The organism is Salmonella sp. SAL00653, from assembly GCF_046552515.1.
GTDB lineage: Bacteria > Pseudomonadota > Gammaproteobacteria > Enterobacterales > Enterobacteriaceae > Salmonella > Salmonella enterica.
The window spans coordinates 330,398-351,897 of the sequence record NZ_JBGDTY010000001.1; the positions used below are offsets into that span (position 1 = coordinate 330,398).

The 21,500-nt window shown below is 51.6% G+C and carries 21 protein-coding genes and 1 pseudogene; 11 read left to right on the plus strand and 11 right to left on the minus strand.

Annotated features, from left to right (window positions below):
* Window positions 1–19 precede the first annotated feature (19 nt).
* The 9 genes and pseudogenes from ACLJRU_RS01670 (at window position 20) to osmB (ending at window position 8,596) form a co-directional block, all read left to right on the plus strand.
* On the plus strand, window positions 20–199 hold the full coding sequence (locus ACLJRU_RS01670) for a hypothetical protein (protein WP_001532376.1): 180 nt from the start codon (window positions 20–22) through the stop codon (window positions 197–199).
* Complete coding sequence (locus tag ACLJRU_RS01675) at window positions 174–473, plus strand: hypothetical protein (RefSeq protein ID WP_001540148.1); 300 nt, start codon at window positions 174–176, stop codon at window positions 471–473. The genes ACLJRU_RS01670 and ACLJRU_RS01675 overlap by 26 nt, the downstream gene beginning before the upstream one ends.
* A 117-nt stretch (window positions 474–590) precedes the next feature.
* Window positions 591–1,379, plus strand: coding sequence for an enoyl-ACP reductase FabI (gene fabI / locus ACLJRU_RS01680; RefSeq protein WP_000506501.1), 789 nt, complete (start codon window positions 591–593; stop codon window positions 1,377–1,379).
* Between the two features lie 199 nt (window positions 1,380–1,578).
* Window positions 1,579–2,556 (plus strand): annotated as a pseudogene (locus ACLJRU_RS01685) (CMD domain-containing protein); the annotation flags it as partial.
* Window positions 2,557–2,800: 244 nt separating this feature from the next.
* Window positions 2,801–4,735 (plus strand): exoribonuclease II, encoded by a 1,935-nt coding sequence (locus ACLJRU_RS01690; protein WP_000485054.1) that lies wholly within the window; start codon window positions 2,801–2,803, stop codon window positions 4,733–4,735.
* A 261-nt stretch (window positions 4,736–4,996) separates the two neighbouring features.
* Entirely contained in the window at window positions 4,997–6,979 is a 1,983-nt protein-coding gene (gene pdeR / locus ACLJRU_RS01695) for a cyclic di-GMP phosphodiesterase (protein WP_011264300.1), read from the plus strand.
* 121 nt (window positions 6,980–7,100) lie between these two features.
* The gene (locus ACLJRU_RS01700; protein WP_001279854.1) at window positions 7,101–7,280 is read left to right on the plus strand and encodes a hypothetical protein; all 180 of its coding nucleotides are present in this window, start codon (window positions 7,101–7,103) and stop codon (window positions 7,278–7,280) included.
* Between the two features lie 86 nt (window positions 7,281–7,366).
* Window positions 7,367–8,119, plus strand: coding sequence for a DNA-binding transcriptional regulator YciT (locus tag ACLJRU_RS01705; RefSeq protein WP_001540151.1), 753 nt, complete (start codon window positions 7,367–7,369; stop codon window positions 8,117–8,119).
* 258 nt (window positions 8,120–8,377) lie between these two features.
* Window positions 8,378–8,596, plus strand: coding sequence for an osmotically-inducible lipoprotein OsmB (gene osmB / locus ACLJRU_RS01710; RefSeq protein WP_000481166.1), 219 nt, complete (start codon window positions 8,378–8,380; stop codon window positions 8,594–8,596).
* A 119-nt stretch (window positions 8,597–8,715) separates the two neighbouring features.
* On the opposite strand, the gene yciH is transcribed toward osmB, so the two are convergent.
* From yciH to pgpB, 5 genes are all read right to left on the minus strand, one after another.
* Window positions 8,716–9,042, minus strand: a complete 327-nt coding sequence (gene yciH / locus ACLJRU_RS01715) for a stress response translation initiation inhibitor YciH (protein WP_001285199.1) — start codon at window positions 9,040–9,042, stop codon at window positions 8,716–8,718.
* Complete coding sequence (gene pyrF, locus ACLJRU_RS01720) at window positions 9,042–9,779, minus strand: orotidine-5'-phosphate decarboxylase (protein WP_001540152.1); 738 nt, start codon at window positions 9,777–9,779, stop codon at window positions 9,042–9,044. Before pyrF ends, yciH begins: the two co-directional genes overlap by 1 nt.
* A gap of 189 nt (window positions 9,780–9,968) precedes the next feature.
* Window positions 9,969–11,138, minus strand: coding sequence for a lipopolysaccharide assembly protein LapB (lapB, locus tag ACLJRU_RS01725; RefSeq protein ID WP_000891378.1), 1,170 nt, complete (start codon window positions 11,136–11,138; stop codon window positions 9,969–9,971).
* Window positions 11,139–11,144: 6 nt separating this feature from the next.
* Window positions 11,145–11,453 (minus strand): LapA family protein, encoded by a 309-nt coding sequence (locus tag ACLJRU_RS01730; protein WP_000876301.1) that lies wholly within the window; start codon window positions 11,451–11,453, stop codon window positions 11,145–11,147.
* Between the two features lie 149 nt (window positions 11,454–11,602).
* Complete coding sequence (gene pgpB / locus ACLJRU_RS01735; protein WP_000948651.1) at window positions 11,603–12,367, minus strand: phosphatidylglycerophosphatase B; 765 nt, start codon at window positions 12,365–12,367, stop codon at window positions 11,603–11,605.
* Window positions 12,368–12,562: 195 nt separating this feature from the next.
* On the opposite strand from pgpB, the gene ribA reads away from it, so the two are divergent.
* Window positions 12,563–13,153, plus strand: coding sequence for a GTP cyclohydrolase II (gene ribA, locus ACLJRU_RS01740; RefSeq protein WP_001176284.1), 591 nt, complete (start codon window positions 12,563–12,565; stop codon window positions 13,151–13,153).
* 55 nt (window positions 13,154–13,208) lie between these two features.
* On the opposite strand, the gene acnA is transcribed toward ribA, so the two are convergent.
* The 6 genes from acnA to topA form a co-directional block, all read right to left on the minus strand.
* Entirely contained in the window at window positions 13,209–15,884 is a 2,676-nt protein-coding gene (gene acnA / locus ACLJRU_RS01745) for an aconitate hydratase AcnA (RefSeq protein ID WP_038393999.1), read from the minus strand.
* 182 nt (window positions 15,885–16,066) lie between these two features.
* Window positions 16,067–16,159 (minus strand): small membrane protein YmiC, encoded by a 93-nt coding sequence (gene ymiC / locus ACLJRU_RS01750; RefSeq protein ID WP_223148964.1) that lies wholly within the window; start codon window positions 16,157–16,159, stop codon window positions 16,067–16,069.
* 109 nt (window positions 16,160–16,268) lie between these two features.
* Window positions 16,269–16,439 carry a hypothetical protein gene (locus ACLJRU_RS01755; RefSeq protein ID WP_000029027.1) on the minus strand — a complete coding sequence of 57 codons (171 nt, stop codon included), beginning with the start codon at window positions 16,437–16,439 and terminating at the stop codon, window positions 16,269–16,271.
* Window positions 16,440–16,580: a YmiA family putative membrane protein gene (locus ACLJRU_RS01760; RefSeq protein ID WP_213083417.1), complete on the minus strand. Its 141-nt coding sequence runs from the start codon at window positions 16,578–16,580 to the stop codon at window positions 16,440–16,442.
* Between the two features lie 280 nt (window positions 16,581–16,860).
* Complete coding sequence (gene cysB, locus ACLJRU_RS01765; protein WP_001540156.1) at window positions 16,861–17,835, minus strand: HTH-type transcriptional regulator CysB; 975 nt, start codon at window positions 17,833–17,835, stop codon at window positions 16,861–16,863.
* 411 nt (window positions 17,836–18,246) lie between these two features.
* On the minus strand, window positions 18,247–20,844 hold the full coding sequence (gene topA / locus ACLJRU_RS01770) for a type I DNA topoisomerase (RefSeq protein WP_000513593.1): 2,598 nt from the start codon (window positions 20,842–20,844) through the stop codon (window positions 18,247–18,249).
* 402 nt (window positions 20,845–21,246) lie between these two features.
* Between topA and ACLJRU_RS01775 the strand changes: the two genes are divergently transcribed.
* Complete coding sequence (locus tag ACLJRU_RS01775) at window positions 21,247–21,498, plus strand: YciN family protein (protein ID WP_000548616.1); 252 nt, start codon at window positions 21,247–21,249, stop codon at window positions 21,496–21,498.
* Window positions 21,499–21,500 lie beyond the last annotated feature (2 nt).

The window sequence follows — 21,500 nt, forward strand, 5'->3', positions numbered from 1 at the left end:
AAAATTTATTATAATACACATGCAAACATATAAAAACCTGATTTGTAACTACTGTAATCACCTGATTTCCAAAATTTTTCATATTCAGTATTACTCTGCATCAATAAATAGAGAAAACCTTCAGCGCTTAAAAAAGAAATTATTTTTGTTAAGCATTTGCTGGTTAAAATTACATGTCCATAACATCGCTAATAGGTGAGGTAAACCATTTGGATGAATATTCAGGCTTCCTACAGAACCTTTATTTGTCTGGTGGAAAGCGCATCGCTATCGTACTTGCTATCCGTCCCGGTGTCTCTGGTTGGATGAGGCGAACCTTACACCAGCTGGTATACTGCACCGTAGGGCCTGTCCCATTAGACTCTTTGATTTGCCAGTTTGGCCCTGGGGAGTGCTCAAAATACTCAGGGACTTCGTTACCGTGTGGTTTTAGAACGTCACCTGCCGGAGATAGCGGCGGAAAAATAGCGTGACACACGGGGCCAGGAGTGGGATATAATTTCAGACTAATTTCGAATAATGTTGAAAAGTTGCTGTTAACCATTGTTCGTAAAAGCAAAAAATAAGCAATGACTATAAGGATTAAAGCTATGGGTTTTCTTTCCGGTAAGCGCATTCTGGTCACTGGCGTGGCCAGTAAACTGTCCATCGCCTACGGTATCGCACAGGCGATGCACCGCGAAGGAGCTGAACTGGCGTTCACCTACCAGAACGACAAACTGAAAGGCCGCGTAGAAGAATTTGCTGCCCAGCTGGGTTCCAGCATCGTTTTACCGTGTGATGTCGCTGAAGATGCCAGCATTGACGCTATGTTTGCGGAGCTGGGTAACGTTTGGCCGAAATTTGACGGTTTTGTACACTCGATCGGTTTCGCGCCTGGCGATCAGCTGGACGGCGATTATGTTAATGCGGTTACCCGCGAAGGCTTTAAAATCGCTCACGATATTAGCTCTTACAGCTTTGTTGCCATGGCGAAAGCCTGCCGCACCATGCTGAATCCGGGTTCTGCGCTGTTGACCTTGTCTTATCTGGGAGCGGAGCGCGCCATCCCGAACTACAATGTCATGGGTCTGGCGAAAGCCTCTCTGGAAGCCAACGTGCGTTATATGGCAAATGCAATGGGGCCGGAAGGCGTTCGCGTCAACGCCATCTCTGCGGGTCCAATCCGCACGCTGGCGGCGTCCGGTATTAAAGACTTCCGTAAAATGCTGGCGCATTGTGAAGCCGTTACGCCAATTCGTCGCACCGTGACCATTGAAGATGTGGGTAACTCAGCGGCGTTTCTGTGTTCCGATCTCTCGGCAGGCATTTCTGGCGAAGTCGTCCATGTTGACGGCGGGTTCAGCATTGCGGCAATGAATGAACTGGAACTGAAGTAAGCGCATTAAGTTTATTAGCGGGCGGCACGGCTGTGCTGCCCCATTCCCCTCACTCACCACTCATCTCGTTATATAGCGTTCTGATATTTGTTATCACCTAACAATCTTTCATCCCTTTCCCGCATACGCCAGGATAATCCAGCATAAACGATCCGACGCCTAATCATTATCGATCGCCATTTCATCCTCGGGAAACCCTATGGAACAATGCCGAAAAGCGGGTAAAAGCCACTGGTATCATGAAACACAATCCACTATGTCGTCACAAACCCCGCTTTCGCTGATGCCGGAAGCCGCGTATGTTAACGATCGATTTTTACTGGATTTAGCGGTAGCAGAAACCGCGTTGACGCCTTTTGAATCATGGTTAAAGCCCGCTCGCCAGTTGGCGGATGTCTTATTTCCCCGCACGGTTCTCAACGACCGGCTTCATACATTTAGCGCCTATGAACGTATGAGCACCGCGCTGACCGCCGCTCAGGTATTTGGGGTTCAGCGTTTGTGCCGCTATTATGCCGCGCGTCTGGCGCCGCTACCTGGCCCTGATGCCTCAAGAGAGAGCAATCAACGGCTGGCGCAAATTACGCAATACGCTCGTCAGCTTGCCGGCTCCCCCTCCGTTATCAATACGCGAGCCCGCGAACAGCTTGCAGAGGTGGGATTAACCGCCCGGGATACCGTACTCATCAATCAGATCATTGGGTTTATCGGTTTTCAGGCGCGAGTAGCGGCGATATTTCAGGCGTTTTGCCGTCTGCCCGTGCGCGAGCTGCCCGGCCAGGAGATGCAGCGCTTTGCCAGGGCCGCGCGGTTTCAAAACCCCCAGACAACATGGCGGCCCGCCGCCAGTCTGGTAGAATATTCTCCCGCCCATACCAAAGTTCGGCGGCAATATTCGTCTTCACAATGCCAAATAATGGCGCCGGTACTCATGCGCGATCCGTCTTCATTCGCGTTACTCGAACGCATACTGACCAGCACATTACACACTGCGTCGCTCCCTTCTTTACTTCCACTTATCACGCTCCTCACATCACGTATCAACGGCAGCGCCGCCTGCTTTAACGAACAGGCAACCCAACCTGGCACGTGGCGTCGCGCTGTCATCACGTTACGCCAGGAAGACGACGACATCGCTCGTTGGGAACTTGAGCCTGCGCTGACACAGGCGATACAATGGCTCACCAGAGCGCCCGATCGCTTTAGCGCCGCGCATTTTTTCCCGCTACTCACCAGGGGATTTTCATCGGAGCAGGCCATTAATATGTTAGGCTGGTGCGGCGTGTGCGGATGGTTAAATCGTTTAAAAATCGCGTTGGGCGAAACCTATTAACTCATCCATTACTGAAAGAGCGCTTGCTGCGCCAGGCAGAATCGCGTAAAACTGTCAGCCGCTCTTTTGGCTACGAAAATAGACGAATATGTTTCAGGACAACCCGCTGCTAGCGCAGCTTAAACAGCAACTGCATTCCCAGACGCCGCGCGCTGAAGGGGTCGTAAAAGCCACGGAAAAAGGCTTTGGCTTCCTTGAGGTTGACGCGCAAAAAAGCTACTTCATTCCTCCGCCGCAGATGAAAAAAGTGATGCATGGCGATCGTATCGTCGCGGTCATCCACACGGAAAAAGAACGTGAGTCTGCCGAGCCGGAAGAACTGATCGAACCGTTCCTGACGCGTTTTGTGGGAAAAGTTCAGGGTAAAAATGACCGCCTGTCCATCGTGCCGGATCATCCGTTGCTGAAAGACGCGATTCCCTGCCGCGCCGCGCGCGGCGTTCAGCATGAGTTCAAAGAAGGTGACTGGGCGGTTGCCGAAATGCGCCGCCATCCGCTTAAAGGCGACCGTTCGTTTTACGCCGATTTAACGCAGTACATCACCTTTGCCGACGATCACTTTGTTCCCTGGTGGGTTACGCTTGCCCGCCATAACCTGGAAAAAGAAGCGCCGAACGGCGTAGCGACGGAGATGCTGGACGAAGGGCTGGAGCGCCAGGATCTTACCGCGCTGAATTTCGTCACTATCGATAGCGCCAGCACTGAAGATATGGATGACGCGCTTTATGCTGAGGAATTAGCGGACGGCAGACTCCAGCTTACGGTGGCTATCGCCGATCCTACCGCCTGGATTGCCGAAGGCAGTAAGCTGGATAACACAGCGAAAATTCGCGCCTTCACCAACTACCTGCCGGGCTTCAATATTCCTATGCTGCCACGTGAGCTGTCTGACGATCTGTGCTCACTGCGCGCCAACGAAGTGCGTCCGGCGCTCGCCTGTCGCATGATCATCGCCGCAGACGGCACCATTGACGATGATATCGCCTTTTTTGCGGCCACCATCGAATCGAAGGCCAAGCTGGCGTACGACAATGTCTCCGACTGGCTGGAAAATAACGGCACCTGGCAGCCGGATAACGAAGGCATTGCCCAGCAGATTCGTCTGTTGCACCGTATTTGTCTAAGCCGCAGTGAGTGGCGTCATCATCATGCGTTAGTCTTTAAAGACCGCCCGGATTACCGCTTTGTGCTTGGCGAAAAAGGCGAAGTACTGGATATTGTGGCGGAACCGCGCCGTATCGCTAACCGTATCGTAGAAGAGTCGATGATCGCCGCTAACCTTTGCGCCGCGCGCGTACTGCGCGATAAGCTCGGTTTCGGTATTTACAACGTACATACGGGCTTCGATCCCGCGAATGCCGACGCGCTGGCCGCGCTGCTGAAAACGCATGGTCTGCATGTCGATGCCGAAGAGGTGCTGACGCTGGAAGGCTTCTGTAAACTGCGTCGCGAACTGGATGCGCAGCCCTCCGGTTTCCTTGACAGCCGCATTCGTCGCTTCCAGTCTTTTGCGGAAATCAGCACCGAGCCGGGGCCGCATTTCGGTCTTGGTCTTGAGGCTTATGCCACCTGGACCTCTCCCATCCGTAAGTATGGCGATATGATTAACCATCGCCTGCTGAAAGCGGTCATCAAGGGGGAGGCTATTGCGCGTCCGCAGGAAGATATCACCCAGCAAATGGCGGAACGCCGTCGCCTGAACCGCATGGCGGAGCGCGATGTCGGCGACTGGTTATATGCACGCTTCCTTAACGATAAGGCGGGGACAAATACCCGTTTCGCGGCAGAAATTATTGACGTCAGCCGCGGTGGTATGCGTGTGCGACTGGTCGATAACGGCGCTATCGCCTTTATCCCTGCCCCGTTCCTGCACGCCGTTCGCGATGCACTGGTATGCAGCCAGGAAAACGGTACGGTACAGATTAAAGGTGAGACGGTTTATAAAGTGACGGATGTCATTGATGTCACTATTGCGGAAGTTCGCATGGAAACCCGCAGCATTATTGCCCGACCGGCAGCGTAACCACGCTTAGCTCGCTCAACGGCCTTTGCTGAGAAGGCAAAGGCCGTTTCTTTTCTTCTTCTCCCTTCCGTCATGCTCTAAGTTTAATCTTATTCAAGCGCCCCATTTCTTGTTATTTTTAGCTGGCGACTATGCTTTTTCCAGAATCTGGATTACATATGAATACATAGATAAAACAATACGTTCAGCCATAATTACCCTTATTTATAACATGGCTAACCTTTCTTTTCGGGCACCTGGCGCTTAAATGGGATGGTACGCATGATGAAACAGATTCAGGAACAAACGGCGCTAAATCCCCTTCACTCTCACTGGCGTCTGGCTGATGACCGCAACGTGCTGTATCTCTCCCCGACAGGTGAAACGGATGCAGAAAAAACGGTTGAGCTATCGCCGGAGCAAGCCGGGCGTATCCGGGAAATAACGGCGATTACGTCCAGTCTGCTGATAACGTTGTTGATAGAAAAACAGGTTACCGCTGTGCACCTGGTAGGCCGTAAGATTAATAACCGTGAATGGGCTGGCAGCCTGGCAACCTGGCCTGATACGCCTGCCGTCGCGCCAACGCAGGCGCAGGAACTCTCTTTTGCCGAGCAAATCGTATCAGAAGCAAACTCAGTCATTGCGATACTGGATAGTCGGGGAAAAATCTGTCGATTTAATCGGTTATGCGAAGAGTACACGGGCTTAAAAGAGCGAGATGTAATTGGTCAAAGCGTCTTTAAATTATTTATGAGTCGCCGGGAGGCGGTTGCCTCCCGGCACTACATTGAGAATTTTTTTCGCAATGGCAATGCCTATGAAATCGAACGCTGGATAAAGACCCGTAAAGGCCAACGCCTGTTCTTATTTCGTAATAAATTTGTCCATAACGGTAGCGGAAAAAACGAAATTTTCCTGATCTGCGCAGGCACGGATATCACCGAAGAAAGGCGGGCTCAGGAGCGTTTACGCATACTGGCGAATACAGACACCGTCACCGGCCTGCCCAATCGCAATGCTATCCATGAATTTATTAATCATGCTATTGCCTCGGCTGGCGAGTCGCAGGTGGGTATCGTTTATCTCGATCTGGATAACTTCAAGAAAATTAATGACGCCTATGGGCATATGTTTGGCGATCAGCTCTTACAGGCCGTTTCGCTGGCGCTGTTGAGTTGTCTGGAGGAAGATCAATTGCTGGCCAGACTGGGGGGAGATGAATTCATTGTCCTCGCTGCCCATACGTCTCAGGCCGCGCTGGAAGCAGTAGCCTCACGAATCCTTACCCGTCTGCGGCAACCGTTTCGTATTGGACTCATTGAAGTTTACACGGGATGCGCCATTGGCATTTCGTTGGCCCCCCGGCACGGACAGGACAGCGACAGTCTCATTCGCACTGCCGACACCGCAATGTATAACGCCAAAGAAGGCGGCCGCGGTCAGTTCTGCGTTTTTTCGCCGGAAATGAATCAGCGCGTATTTGACTATCACTGGCTGGATACAAACCTGCGAAAAGCGCTGGAAAACGACCAGTTACTTATTCACTATCAGCCCAAAATTACCTGGCGCGGCGAAGTACGTAGCCTGGAAGCGCTGGTACGCTGGCAATCGCCGGAACGCGGATTAATTCCGCCGCTGGAGTTCATCTCATACGCCGAAGAGTCAGGACTCATCGTCCCGCTGGGCCGCTGGGTGATTCTGGATGTAGTTCGCCAGATTGCGAAATGGCGCGATAAGGGGATTAACTTGCGCGTAGCCGTTAACTTTTCGGCGCGACAACTGGCCGACCAGACGCTTTTTACTGCGCTTAAACAGGCTTTGTACGATCTGAATTTTGAGTATTGCCCGATCGATGTCGAGCTAACGGAAAGCTGCCTGATCGAAAATGACACGCTGGCGCTATCGGTTATCCAGCAATTTAGTCAGCTCGGCGCCCAGATTCATCTGGATGATTTTGGCACCGGGTATTCTTCGCTTTCTCAACTCGCCCGGTTCCCTATTGATGCCGTTAAACTGGATCAGGCTTTCGTCAGAGATATCCATAAGCAACCGCTGTCGCAATCTCTGGTTCGGGCGATTGTCGCGGTGGCTCAGGCGCTAAATTTACAAGTGATTGCCGAAGGCGTAGAAAATGCTAAAGAAGATGCCTTCCTGACAAAAAACGGTGTCAATGAACGACAGGGCTTTTTATTCGCTAAACCTATGCCCGCCGTTTCTTTTGAACGCTGGTACAAACGTTATCAGACGAAAAAAATGCGTTAATGGCGGCGATAATAGGGAGAACAGCCTGTGCAGACAGGCATAGCCCTATTTTTCCCTTCTCTTTTCAGATTAATTTCTGCATCATGAATTGAAACCTTTTCTGACATTAAGGATGACAAACATGTCTGATATCGAAGCACAACGAATTGCCGCACGCATTGATACCGTGCTGGATATCCTTGTTGCTGGCGATTACCACTCGGCCATCAATAACCTTGAAATATTGAGAGCAGAGCTGTTAGATCAGGTTAAAGACGGTATCTCGCCATCCCAGGCTCCCGGGTCGCCCTGGGAAATCTGATAGCGATTATTTGTCCGGGATGGCCGTTAGCCCTTCCCGGCTCTCTGACTGTCTGTTGACTCCTCTTAACGAATAAAATTAATACTATGAACTCCCGACAACAATCAATTTTGCAAATGGTGGTTGATAAAGGCCAGATGAGCGTTGCTGAACTGGCGAAAATTACCGGCGTATCTGAAGTCACGATTCGTCAGGATCTGAATACCCTGGAAAAGCAGAGCTATTTACGCCGTGCGCACGGTTTCGCCGTTTCGCTTGAGAGCGATGACGTAGAGACTCGCATGATGACGAACTACACGCTAAAACGCCGACTGGCGGAGTTCGCCGCCTCGCTGGTCAGTCCAGGGGAATCCGTTTTTATTGAAAATGGCAGCAGCAATGCGCTATTGGCCCGGACGCTGGCGGAACAAAAAGATGTCACGATCATCACCGTGAGCAGTTATATCGCGCATCTGCTCAAAGAAACCCCTTGCGAAGTCATTCTCCTCGGTGGAATCTATCAGAAAAAAAGTGAAAGCATGGTAGGGCCGTTGACGCGACAGTTTATCCATCAAGTGCATTTCAGCAAAGCATTTATCGGTATTGATGGCTGGCAGGCTGATACCGGCTTTACCGGACGCGATATGATGCGATCGGATGTGGTTAACGCTGTTCTGGAAAAAGGCTCAGAAGCGATTGTCCTCACCGACAGCTCCAAATTTGGCTGTGTGCATCCCTATCCCCTGGGCCCGCTCTCTCGCCTCCATCGTGTCATTACGGATTCCAAAATTTCCGCCAGCGATCAAATGCAGTTAGAGCATGCAGGGCTGCTAGTCAATGTTATTGGCTCATCCGTTTAAAATATTTCCCGATGGTTTGCCCTATGGCAAATCATCCTCTCTCTAAGACTTTTCTGACATCCCAATTAAGACTATTTACCTGTTGTAACGAGCGTAACGTCGTAAAATTAATATTAGCGAAATAACAGGAAGTGACTATCACCTGCGTGATATACCCCTGCGCAATCAGGTTTTACGGAAAATCTCTTAACATGTTTTATTTTAACTATAGTTATAGTGAGCTTAATTCCGTGAATCGTTAATTCAGGAGAGAGTATTATGTTTATGACGAGCAAAAAAATGGCCGCTGCTGTGCTGGCAATCACCGTAGCAATGTCTCTGAGCGCCTGCTCAAACTGGTCCAAGCGCGATCGCAACACGGCTATTGGCGCAGGTGCGGGGGCGTTAGGCGGCGCAGTGTTAACGGACGGCAGTACATTAGGCACCCTGGGCGGCGCGGCGGTCGGCGGCGTGATTGGTCACCAGGTCGGAAAATAATCCAGACGTTTAAATATTGAACGGCTCAAAATAATACGTTTATTCTTTTCAGGTCCGGATTACAAAAATAGACAAAGTTGACTTTTACGCCACGGTAATTTACAACCGTGGCGTTTTCATTAGCCGCCAGCTAATTTTACTTTCATTCCTTTAGCTTCCAGCAATGATTTTATCAAGTCGCGTTTATCACCCTGAATTTCAATAATCCCTTCTTTTACTGCCCCGCCACAGCCGCATTTTTTCTTCAGTTCAGCCGCCAGTTTGGTTAATTCCGCATCATTCATCTCGATACCGGTAATCAAACATACGCCTTTACCCTTACGGCCACTGGTTTGACGCTGAATGCGAACGATACCATCCCCTTTGGGACGAACCGGCGCCGTTTTAGGTTCTTCAATGCGCCCCGTCTGTGTTGAATAAACCAGACGACTATTGGAATCGCTCATTATGCCTCCCGTTTCAGTGACGCGTTAATATCCTTCAGCGTTTGCGCCGGATCTACCGATTGCGTAACCGGGCGGCCAATCACCATATAGTCGACGCCAGCGGATAATGCCTGTTCGGGCGTCATAATGCGTCGCTGGTCGCCTGCCTCGCTGCCTGCGGGCCGAATGCCCGGCGTCACCAGCTTAAATGCAGCGCCAAAGACCTGTTTAAATCTGACCGCTTCCTGAGCGGAACAGACCACGCCATCCAGCCCGCATTGCTGCGTCAGGCGCACCAACCGCTCCGCATGTTCCGCCGGTGACAACGTCACGCCCAGATCGCGCAGATCGCTGGTTTCCATACTGGTCAACACGGTCACGGCAATGAGCAACGGCGCATCTTTACCGAATGGCGCCAGCGCGTCGCGCGCTGCGGCCATCATTCTCGCCCCGCCAGACGCATGAACGTTTACCATCCAGACGCCCAGGTCTGCCGCTGCAGCGACCGCCCGGGCTGTGGTGTTGGGAATATCATGAAATTTTAGATCAAGAAAGACATCAAACCCACGCTGCTGGAGATCCCGAACGAGTTGTGGACCAAACAGCGTGAACATCTCTTTGCCCACTTTTAAGCGACAATCGCGAGGATCGATTTTATCGACAAACGCCAGGGCTTTATCGCGTTCATGGTAATCCAACGCCACAACGACAGGCGATTCAGTAATAGCGCAGGAAGAAGATGAAGCAGTAAACGTCATGACCAGACCTTCTTGATGATGGGCACCGGAAGTGGCGCAAATTGGATAAACGGCGTGCATTCTACCTGCGGCGCAGGGAAATTAACAGGTTCGATTGACAACCTGATAAGCCCTGGTCGCCGATGCTAGCGTCGTTTCTTGTTTTATGTCATTAAGTATGTTGTAACTAAAGCGAGGCTTTTTTATATACTACTGCCCATCAAGTCCGCGAATAGGTTTAATGGTCGACCATGCCCGGCAGGACGGACAGTGCCAGTACAAGGTATAGGCGGTAAAACCGCATTTCTGACAACGATACCGCGGTTTACTGCGCACCTGCTCGCCAACCATATCACGCAGTACCATCAGGCTTTCTTTCGCTCGCCCTTCTTCCGCCTCGTTGAGATGGTAATCCATCAGCTTATGGAACACCCGCATGGTAGGATGTCGCTGTAGCTGACGCGTGATATAGACTTGAGCAGCGTCACTACCTTCACGCGCTTCCAGAATATCGGCAAGCATTAACTCAGCGCCAGCACCGGTATTCTCCTCAACGGCGCGGCGTAAAAACTCCGCCCACTCGGCATTTTTACCGAGCTGTTGATAACAGGTTTGCAGCATCTCCAGCGTTTCGCTGACCAGCTCTTTATCCTGAACGATCACACGTTGCAAGCTTTCGACCGCTTTGGCGTAATCCCCTCTCGCCATATAAACGCGACCCATCATGATAGACACCCGGGCGCTATTTTTATCTGCGGCGGCACCTTTTTTCAGCAACGCCATCGCGCGATCCATGTCGTCGTTGCCCATCTGCTGTAACGCTAACTCACAGTAAAAGTGGGCGATTTCGATACGCTGTTTATCTTTACCCAGTTTCACCAGCCGTTCTGCTACTTCGATCGCCTTTTGCCAGTCGCTGGTTAGCTGATAGATTTGCAAGAGCTGCTGTAACGCGCCTACGCGAAATTCCGTTTCGTCGGTAAGTTGGTTAAACATATCTTCCGCGCGGTCATATAAACCGGCGGCCATATAGTCGCGCCCCAGTTGCTGAACAGCCAGTAAACGCTGTTCATAGGTCAATGAAGCGCTTTCCATGAGCGTTTGATGAATACGAATGGCGCGATCGACTTCGCCGCGTGAGCGAAACAGATTACCGAGAGTGAGATGAGCCTCAACGGTGCCGGTATCCTCTTTAAGCATATCGAGGAACAGATCCACCGCTTTATCTTGTTGGTTACTCAGCAGGAAGTTAACCCCTGCGACATAATCGCGCGACAGGCGGTTAGCTTCATCCTGTTTTGTTTGTTGCGCACTTCTGCGACCCATATACCACCCATAGGCAGCGGCTACAGGCAACAGCAGAAATAACAACTCCAACATAAATGATTATTCCTTAACAACCGACGAATCGGCAGGGACCGCAACGTCGGTTGCTGGCGAAAGCTTGTTTTCCAGTCGTTTAATTTTACGTTCAGCGCGGGCAAGGGAAACGCGGACCCGCAGCCAGAACAGGCCGCAAATCAGCCAGCCAATCGCAAAACCGACGGCGAACAGCACAGCAAGCAACGTGGAGATACGATACTCCCCTTGCGCCAGCAGGTAGTTAAACGTCACCTGTTGATCATTCTGCGCGCCCAGCGTCACCGAAATAACAAAAATCGCCAATACCAGTAAGAAAATGAGTAAATATTTCACATTACTTCCCGTTATGTGGTTTGCGCGAATAAATCGTGTCCAACTTACCGCATCCAGCCTTCTAAATTACCATTTTCCCGCCTCGCGCGAAATGGAAATGCGCCCGCCATCAGATGATTTAAGGGCAATAGTCAGAAAATCAACCGTTGTCAGCTTTCCTGCTCGCGTTCAGCAATTTCTTGCGCTTCTTCACGAGGCGGCATAAGCGGCCCGCAAATTCGCTGCGCCAGCCATGTCGCCAGGGTAACTAATAGCCAGGAGATGAGCGTGGCGACCACTAAATCTCGCGGCCAGTGCATTCCCAGAAGCAAACGGCTGCCCATTACGCCGGTCGCCCAGACTAACAAAAACGCGATGGTGAAAGTCCGTCTGCGCGGCCATAACAGACCCACGGCCAAAAGCGCCCAGCTCGCTGCAAACATGGTGTGTCCGGAGGGAAACGCAAAGCCCGTCTCTTTTTGCCAGTGCTGACGCAGGAAAACGGGGATGTTCTGTTGCCCGGCCAACTGCTCTTTCACTAAATGTCCGCGTTCTGTACGCTTTAAAGTGTAGAACTCATCGACGGGAATATGGTGCGTTTTTTCAAGCCAGACCACAAATGGCCGCGGCTCCTGTACGCGCTCCTTTACCCATGACTTCACACCCTGCCCGACGATAATCGCCCCGCCGAGGATCGCAAACAGCATAATGGCGGCGCGCAGGCGAAATCGCAGGCACCATAAGAACCATCCACAAAGAATCACATGCGTGATAACGCCCCAGGGTTTGGTCACGGTTTCCGTTATCCAGAATAGCGTTTTTAGCCACCAGACCTGATGTCCTGGCTGCCACTGCCAGCCTGATACCCATACGGCAAGCGGCATGATAAGCAACAGGGCGGCGCCTGCCGCGGTGCGCCTCGCAATTGAAAGCATGGATGCTCCTTTTATAAGTAAGTATCACAATCATAACTGAAAATTCTCGCCGGACTGGAAAATTGACAAATTTGTGCCATTCCTGAGCAATTACGTGGTAGTGATTAGGTGATGACCGCTGCCTTATGGCAAAATAGCGGGATACAGGCCAACAGGCGACGACACCGCAGGCGTCAGCATAATCTGGAGAAATACATGCAGCTTAAACGTGTGGCAGAAGCCAAACTGCCAACCCCATTGGGTGACTTTCTGATGGTGGGATTTGAAGAACTGGCAACCGGACACGACCATGCCGCGCTGGTTTTTGGCGATATTTCAGGTAAAACGCCAGTACTGGCTCGCGTTCATTCCGAATGTCTTACCGGGGACGCGCTTTTTAGTCTGCGCTGTGACTGTGGTTTTCAACTGGAAGCCGCGCTGACGCATATTGCGGAAGAAGGACGCGGTATTCTGATTTACCACCGTCAGGAAGGCCGCAATATCGGCCTGCTTAATAAAATTCGCGCTTATGCGTTACAGGATCAAGGCTATGACACGGTGGAGGCCAATCATCAGCTCGGCTTTGCCGCCGATGAGCGTGATTTCACCCTGTGCGCGGATATGTTCAAATTACTGGGCGTGGATGAAGTTCGCCTGCTGACCAATAATCCGAAGAAAGTCGAAATACTGACCGAGGCGGGAATTAATATCGTGGAACGCGTTCCGCTCATTGTGGGTCGTAATCCAAATAATGAGCATTATCTCGATACTAAAGCGGCCAAAATGGGCCACCTGCTAAGCAAGTAAGCCACCGGTATTAAAGCGCGGGCCTGCCTGTTTACGGCAGGCCCGATAAACGGCTTTAGTTCAGCATATTTCTAATGACATAGTGCAAGATGCCGTCATTCTGGTAGTAAGTCAGCTCGGTGGCGGTATCAATGCGACAGCGGCAAGGCACCGTTTCTTTGCTGCCGTCCGATCTCGTTAACGTCACCGGAATGGTCGCGCCAGGGCGCAGGTTTTGCAGATCCGCGATATCAATCACCTCTTCCCCGGTCAGTCCCAGCGTTTTACGCGTTACGCCCTGTGGAAACTCCAGCGGCAGGATCCCCATCCCAATCAGGTTTGAGCGGTGGATACGTTCGAACGACTCGGCGATCACCACGCGAATACCTAACAGCCGCGGACCTTTTGCCGCCCAGTCACGGCTCGATCCCGACCCATACTCTTTCCCGGCAATTACCGCCAGCGGCGTTTTTTCCTGCTGGTAGAGCATCGCAGCATCATAAATCGACATCGCTTCCGTACCCGGTAAATGCCGCGTCATGCCACCTTCGACGCCGGGCAGCATTTCGTTGCGAATACGAATATTGGCGAACGTACCGCGCATCATCACTTCATGGTTGCCGCGCCGTGATCCATAGGAGTTAAAATCCTTCCGCTCAACGCCGTGGTTTTGCAGATAGCGTCCGGCGGGACTGTCCGGCTTGATACTGCCGGCCGGGGAAATATGGTCGGTCGTCACCGAATCGCCCAGCATCGCCAGGATACGCGCGCCGTGGATATCTTTGACGGGAGCAGGCTGAGCCTGCATTTCATCAAAGAAAGGCGACAGGCGGATATAGGTTGAATCCGACTGCCAGCCGTAGGTATCGGACGATTCAACCTGAATCGATTTCCATTCTTCCGTGCCCTCAAACACTTCCGCATACTCTTTACGGAACATATCTGATGATACCAGTTCAACGGCGCGAGCAATCTCCTGCGCCGAAGGCCAGATATCCTTCAGGTATACCGGATCGCCTTTACGATCGTACCCCAGAGGGTCTGTCGCGAGGTTAACATTCATGTTTCCGGCCAGCGCATACGCGACCACCAGCGGCGGCGACGCCAGCCAGTTCGTTTTCACCAGCGGATGGATACGCCCTTCAAAATTTCGGTTACCGGAAAGCACGGCCCCTACCGTCAGATCGCCTTTTTTAATCGCGGTCTCAATAGGCTCCGGCAACGGACCGGAGTTCCCGATACAGGTCGTACAGCCATAACCGACCAGGTTAAAACCGAGTTCATCCAGATAAGGCGTAAGTTTGGCCTGCGCCAGATAGTCAGATACCACTTTTGACCCCGGCGCCAGAGAAGCCTTGACCCACGGTTGACGCTTCAACCCCAGAGTTACTGCTTTTTTCGCCAGTAATCCCGCCGCCATCAGCACGCTGGGGTTCGAGGTATTCGTACAGGAGGTGATGGCGGCAATGACGACAGCGCCATCAGGAAGCTGATATGGCTGTCCGTTCATCGTATAGTCAACCGGCTGGCGATCTCTTTGCGCGGTATTCAGCTCCAGCTCGGCGCTGGCGGCAAAGGCTTTCGGCACATCGCCTAACGCCACGCGATCCTGCGGGCGTTTCGGCCCGGCCAGACTGGCTTCGACATCGCCCATATCCAGTTCCAGCGTACTGGTAAATACCGGTTCGTCTCCGGGATTGCGCCACATTCCCTGCGCCTTCGCGTAGGCTTCAACCAGCTCGACCAGATCGTCGCTACGCCCGCTTAATCGCATATATTCCAGGGTGATGGCGTCAATGGGGAAAAAACCACAGGTGGCGCCATATTCCGGCGACATATTAGCGATGGTCGTGCGATCCGCCAACGGCAGCGAATCCAGACCATCACCATAAAATTCAACAAATTTACCCACGACGCCATGCTTACGCAGCATTTGCGTGACGGTGAGCACCAGGTCAGTGGCGGTGATCCCCTCCCGAAGCTTACCGGTTAACTTAAAGCCGACGACATCCGGGATAAGCATCGACACGGGCTGACCAAGCATCGCCGCTTCCGCTTCAATACCACCCACACCCCACCCCAATACGCCCAGACCATTAATCATGGTCGTATGGGAGTCAGTCCCCACCAGCGAGTCCGGGTAAGCAATCCACTCCCCGTCCTGTAATTCGCTCCAGACGGCTTTACCCAGGTATTCCAGGTTAACCTGATGGCAAATGCCGGTGCCGGGCGGCACCACGCTGAAACGGCTGAATGCCTGCTTTCCCCATTTCAGGAACATATAACGCTCATGGTTACGTTCCATTTCCAGCCGCACGTTTTCTTCAAACGCATCATCATCGCCGAAATGATCGACCGTCACAGAGTGGTCAATAACCAGATCAACCGGCGATAACGGGTTCACTTTCGACGTATCGCCGCCGAGGCGTTTAACGGCTTCACGCATCGCCGCCAGGTCGACAACGGCAGGCACGCCGGTAAAGTCCTGCATCAGGACACGGGCGGGCCGCCAGGCAATTTCACGATCGGCATGGGCATTTTTAAGCCAACCGGCCAGCGCCTGAATATCTTCATCAGTCACAGATTCGCCGTCCTGCCAGCGCAACAGGTTTTCCAGTAACACTTTAAGTGATTTGGGCAAACGGGCGATATCGCCCAGGGATTTGGCAGCCAGCGGCAGACTGTAGTAATGATACGTTTTATCTTTGGCCTGCAATGTATCCTTACTGGCTTCTCGTAGGGTTGACGACATAGCTCCTCCTTAAATGACAGGGTTGCGTTACCCTGATTCTCCACAGGGTTGTATTAAAGATAACACAAACAAAATGTAACGTTTTGATAACAACCCAAATTGCTAAAAGAGGAGAAACCTAACAGGCGAGGAACGAAGATGAAAAAGCCCGATAAATAACGCATTATCGGGCTTTGACGAGATTAGACGGCAATCCAGATTAACTCGGCCCAGAACAGTAGCGATAATATAAACGCGCCAGTCCATGACCAATACTTTATATTTGACGTTAACATAGGCGACACCAACTGTGTTTAATCAATACTGAGAAGCGCTCAGCACACGGTTGCTGCGGTGTAATAAGACAGCGTTAATAAAACAGTAACGCCAATAAAAAGACGAATATTATTTTTGTGACACCTCGTCAGCAAAAGCATCAATAAATGCCCGCTGCTGCGGTGTGAGCGTCCAGTGTTGCGGAACAGACCGAAAAACGGTCGTATCCGGGGTGTTATCATCGTCACCAGATTGAATCGGGGGCGCGACCACGCGCTCGCGTTCCGACGTAATGCTCACTTAGCCCCACCAATGCCAGATAACAAGCGCTACCACTACCCAGAACAACGCAGAACCCACAAAAACCGCCAGCCATGCTTTACGTTTGAGCTCAGGGTCGCGGCGCGGTTCCTGGTTTTCAGAAGGCATTACTAACCTCATGCTATCGGTATCACTTATCATTTCAGCACCAAACAATCGGTACAATTAATCATCAGATGAGACAAATCCTAAATAAACTTTAGTCAAAAATCCAGTCAATTTACGAATCGTTGCCAGTGAATAAATCAATCTTTTGACTCAAGATAACTATTTGGAAAAAGAAACTGGCGGGACGGGTAATTCAACACTATTTTGCTGATCATTACCCGTAATACTTCGAGGGATATTGCAAAAGGCGGCTTTGTCTGCCATGCCACTACGACACAAACCGACGGTGATATTACTTTTCAGGCAGCTTTATATCCTGAAGCATCGCTTCAATTTCTTCATTAGAACGCAACGCCACCGCCGTATCCACCACATCACGCGTCAGATGTGGCGCAAAACGCTGGATAAAATCATACATATAGCTGCGTAAAAAAGTACTACGGCGAAAACCAATTTTTGTGGTGCTGTGGCTAAAAATATCGTGCGCGTCAATCCGCACTAAATCAGGATCGGCAAGCGGATCGACCGCCATGCTGGCAATGACGCCAACGCCCAGTCCCAACCTGACATACGTTTTAATCACATCCGCATCGGTTGCAGTAAAGACGATCCGCGGCGTTAATCCTGCGCGATTAAAAGCGGTATCCAGTTCGGAACGCCCGGTAAAGCCGAAGGTATACGTCACCAGCGGATACTGCGCCAGCGCTTCGATCGTTACGGAAGACGTTGCCGCCAATGGATGATCCGGCGTCACCACTATCGAACGGTTCCAGTGATAGCATGGCAACATCACCAGATCGTCATATAAATGCAGCGCTTCCGTGGCAATCGCGAAATCGGCGTTCCCTTTCGATACCGCTTCCGCAATCTGCGTTGGCGACCCCTGGTGCATATGCAGCGAAACGCGCGGGTAACGCTCGATGAAGCCTTTAATCACGCCTAGCAATGCGTAACGCGCCTGAGTATGGGTAGTGGCAATATAGAGCGAGCCTTTATCCGGCCAGGTGTGCTCGCCGGCGACCGACTTAATGGCATCGACTTTGGAAAGCACCTCACGCGCAATACGAATAATCTCCTGACCTGCGGGCGTCACCTGAGTCAGATGCTTACCACTGCGGGCGAAAATCTGGATGCCAAGCTCATCTTCCAGCATCCTAACCTGCTTGCTGATCCCCGGCTGGGAAGTATACAACCCCTCAGCGGTAGAGGAGACGTTAAGGTTATGATTAACCACTTCAACAATGTAACGAAGCTGCTGCAATTTCATAATACATCATCCAGATTAGCGCCATCAGGCCATCGTTTATCTGCAGACTTAATCGGGCTGCTAATACGATTTAATAATAAAAAAGGTGTTAACTATAACCACTATATCATTTATATCTGAACTGTATAGCCAGCGCGATAAAATAATAAGCCCGCTATACCCAAAATAATTCGAGTTGCTTAAAGGCGGCAAGGGAGTGAGTTCCCAGGAGCATAGATAACGATGTGACTGGGGTGAGCGACAAATCTGCCGGGAGCAGATTTGAACGTCGCGTGCGACGGCCCGTCAGGACGAAGCCCATGGATGGGCCGAGTAATCCGTAGCCAACACATAAGCCACTTTAAATATGAAGGGTATATAAAAAAGGGCCGCTTACGCGGCCCGCTTGACTACAGTGGCGACAGGCCGGGGTTATTTCTTGCCTTCAACCCACTTGCCGTCGACGAAGAACGCTGACCATCCCGTCGCCTTCCCGTCTTTTTCCGCCGCAACGTACTGCTGTTTTGTTTTGCGGCTAAAGCGAACAACGGTTTTATTACCTTCCGGGTCCTGCTGCGGCGCATCCGCCAGATAACGCAGTTTTTCCGGCAGGCGATCACGGAACCGGTATAGCTCCTCGACTAATGGCGCGCGCGTTTCGCGTGATTTCGGGAACGTATTGGCCGCCAGGAATATCCCTGCGGCGCCATCGCGCAGCACAAAGTACGCGTCCGATTTTTCACACGGCAGTTCCGGTAATGGAACAGGATCTTCCTTCGGCGGCGCAACTTCGCCGTTACGCAAGATCTTACGGGTATTTTTACATTCGTCGTTAGTACAGGCCATGTACTTACCAAAACGCCCCATTTTCAGGTGCATTTCGGAACCACATTTCTCACACTCAACGATCGGGCCGTCATACCCTTTGATGCGGAACTCGCCTTCTTCAATCTCGTAGCCGTCACAGGTCGGGTTATTACCACACACATGCAATTTACGCTTCGGATCGATCAGATAGCTGTCCATCGCCGTACCGCACTTCTGACAGCGACGCTTGGCGCGCAGGGCGTTGGTTTCGGCGTCGTCGCCTTCCAGCACGTTCAGAACTTCATTTTCCGGCACCAGGTTAATGGTCGTTTTACAACGCTCTTTCGGCGAAAGCGCATAACCTGAACACCCAAGGAAAACCCCCGTACTGGCAGTACGAATTCCCATTTTACGGCCACAGGTTGGACAGTCGATGCTGGTCAGCACCATCTGGTTAGGACGCATCCCCCCTTCTTCCGGATCTTTCTCGGCTTTATCGAGCTGCTGAGTAAAATCGCTGAAGAAGTTATCCAGTACCGCTTTCCACTCGGCCTGGTGATTCGCAACCTGATCCAGACTATCTTCCATCTGCGCGGTAAAATCGTAGTTCATCAATTCGCGGAAGTTTTCTTCCAGCCGATCGGTGACGATTTCACCCATTTTTTCCGCATAGAAGCGACGGTTTTCAACGCGAACATAGCCGCGATCCTGAATGGTCGAGATAATCGACGCATAGGTAGACGGACGACCAATACCGCGCTTCTCAAGTTCTTTAACCAGAGAAGCCTCGCTGAAACGGGCTGGCGGTTTAGTAAAGTGCTGAGCAGGCGTCAATTCAAGTAGCGTCAGCGCATCGCCCTTATTCACGGCAGGCAATGTGCGATCTTCATCGCCTTTACGCAGCGCCGGCATCACTTTTGTCCAGCCGTCAAAGCGCAAAATACGCCCACGCGCTTTCAGACGGAATTCGCCTGCGCCAACGGTAAGCGTAGTGGAGTCATATTGTGCTGGCGTCATCTGACAGGCGACAAACTGACGCCAAATTAGCTGATACAACTTCTGCGCGTCAGCCTCCATGTCTTTCAGCGACTCCGCCATGACAGCAACGTCGGAAGGACGGATCGCTTCGTGCGCTTCCTGAGAGTTTTCTTTGCTGGCGTACTGGTTCGGGTTATCCGGCAGGTATTTCTTGCCGAAATTATCGCCAATATAGCCGCGCACCATGTTGACCGCATCCTGACTCAGGTTGGTGGAGTCTGTACGCATATAGGTGATGTAGCCCGCCTCATACAGACGCTGCGCCATCATCATGGTTTTCTTCACGCCAAAGCCCAGCCGGGTGCTGGCCGCCTGTTGTAGCGTGGAGGTGATAAACGGCGCGCCAGGTTTGCTGCTGGTCGGTTTGTCTTCACGCTCCAGTACGCTATAGCGCGCTTTTTCCAGCAAGCTGACGGCGGCAAGCGTCTGCTCGCGATTTACCGGCCGGAATGGCTTGTCGTTCTGATGCGTGACCTGTAGCGGTAGCGCCTCGCCAGACGGCGTCGTCGTATTAGCGTCAATTTCCCAGAACTCTTCCGGAACAAACGCTTTAATCTCGCGCTCGCGTTCAACGACCAGACGGACCGCGACAGACTGAACGCGACCTGCCGACAAACCACGGGCGATCTTTTTCCACAGCAGCGGCGAGACCATATAGCCTACCACGCGATCCATAAAGCGGCGCGCTTGCTGGGCGTTGACCCTGTTAATGTTCAGCTCGCCCGGCTGTTCAAACGCCTGGCGAATGGCATTTTTGGTTATTTCGTTAAAGACTACGCGACTGTAGCGCGCGTCATCGCCGCCGATCACTTCCCGCAGGTGCCATGCAATGGCTTCCCCTTCGCGGTCAAGGTCGGTTGCGAGATAGATGTGGTCGGCTTTTTCCGCCAACTGTTTCAGTTCAGAGACGACCTTCTCTTTACCGGGCAGCACTTCATAGTGCGCATCCCAGTTGTGCCACGGGTCAACCCCCATACGGTTGACGAGAGCGCCACGTTCATCCTTTTTGGGCTTTTTAGCCGTTTTGGTGGAGGTAGAGTCGGCGCTCTTTTTAGCTGCTGAGCCACTGGTCGGCAAATCACGGATATGACCCACGCTGGATTTCACCACGTAGTCATTACCCAGATACTTGTTGATCGTTTTGGCTTTTGCCGGGGACTCAACGATGACAAGAGCTTTACCCATATTCACCTTTACCTAAGTTGATTCTTCCAGGAATGCGTCGCACGTTGATTCACCTTCCACTGGCGACGAGACAACGATATATGGTCTCTGCGTCTGCGGATATCAACCCCTTGTACTGGCTTTGTGTACGAAATGTAACCCTCAGGTGACTGAGTTAACAGGCTTTTTTGCACACACGCGCTATAGCACGACAGAATTTTGGTCGAATGTCAAGCAATTCTGTTGCCAGATTGACGAAAGCGTCACACTGTACCTGATAAAATTCGATACGCAACTTTATTAGCATGCAAAAACAAATCTTGCCAGTGAACGCAACATGACAAATCCATCAATTTCCTGTGAGAATATTTGCCCATCAGAAGTGCTCAGCGTAGACTAATCTCCTTGTTTAAGGAGTAAAAAATGCATAAAGAGACGCAACCTATCGATCGCGAAACACTGTTGCTTGAAGCCAACAAAATTATTCGGGAACATGAAGACACGATGGCAGGTATTGTCGCCACCGGCGTAACGCAGAGAAATGGCGTGCTGGTTTTCAGCGGCGATTACTTTTTAGACGAGCAAGGGTTACCGACCCCTAAAAGCACCGCGGTGTTTAACATGTTTAAACACCTGGCGCATGTGCTGTCTGAGAAGTATCACCTGGTGGATTAATC